At 64.2% G+C, this 702-nt stretch carries 1 protein-coding gene; it reads right to left on the minus strand.

All coding sequences use genetic code 11. The features are described 5' to 3' along the window. Positions 1 to 702 (minus strand): IS5 family transposase (locus XI05_RS08940; RefSeq protein ID WP_271500704.1); only part of this gene is annotated, 702 nt, incomplete at both ends.

Consider the following 702-nt stretch of genomic DNA (forward strand, 5'->3'; position numbering starts at 1 on the left):
CCCATCGTTTGAGGTTCATGGCAAGGCAGATCAGGCGCAGATGCGCCTGATTGCGCGCCAAGCCCAGATAACGGGCGCGCGCCCAGCGGTAGCTGCCCTTGAGACGTGCGAAGACCTGCTCGACCGGTGCGCGGCGCTTTCCCACAGCATCGTTGAAGCGCTTCTGCCGCTCGGTCAGCGGATGATGCTTGTTCGGCCGGAACATCAGCCGCGGCTTGATTCCCCGCGCAGCGAGCCCGCTGCGGCGCTCGTGCTTGTCATAGGCTTGGTCGGCATAGACCGCCTTCTCATCACCACAGATCAACTCGTCGGCCGGCACCGTGTCGTTGACCGCTGCGTCGGTCAGCCTGCTGCGGCGGATGATCGCCGAGCCCTGGTCGATGCCGACATGGGCTTTGTAGCCGAAGTATCGCTTGCCGCCCTTCTTGGTCCAGCGCGCATCCGGATCGCGCTCGGTGTTGACCAGTTTGCTCGGTTCACGACCGTCCGGGCCGGGAGGCTGCGGGTCCTCTGGAGGCTTCGGCGGCTTCACGGCCGCAGGAATCAGACTCGCGTCGATCAATGTGCCCCGCCGTACCACCAACCCTTGCGCGTCGATCTGATGCAGGATCTCTGCGAACAGCTTCTCGTCCAAACCGGCCCGCTGCAAAGCTTCACGGAAGCGCCAGATTGTCGTGTGGTCAGGTGTCTCATCCCCCAGCG

Origin of the sequence: Bradyrhizobium sp. CCBAU 11357 (assembly GCF_028128865.1) — a bacterium.
GTDB lineage: Bacteria > Pseudomonadota > Alphaproteobacteria > Rhizobiales > Xanthobacteraceae > Bradyrhizobium.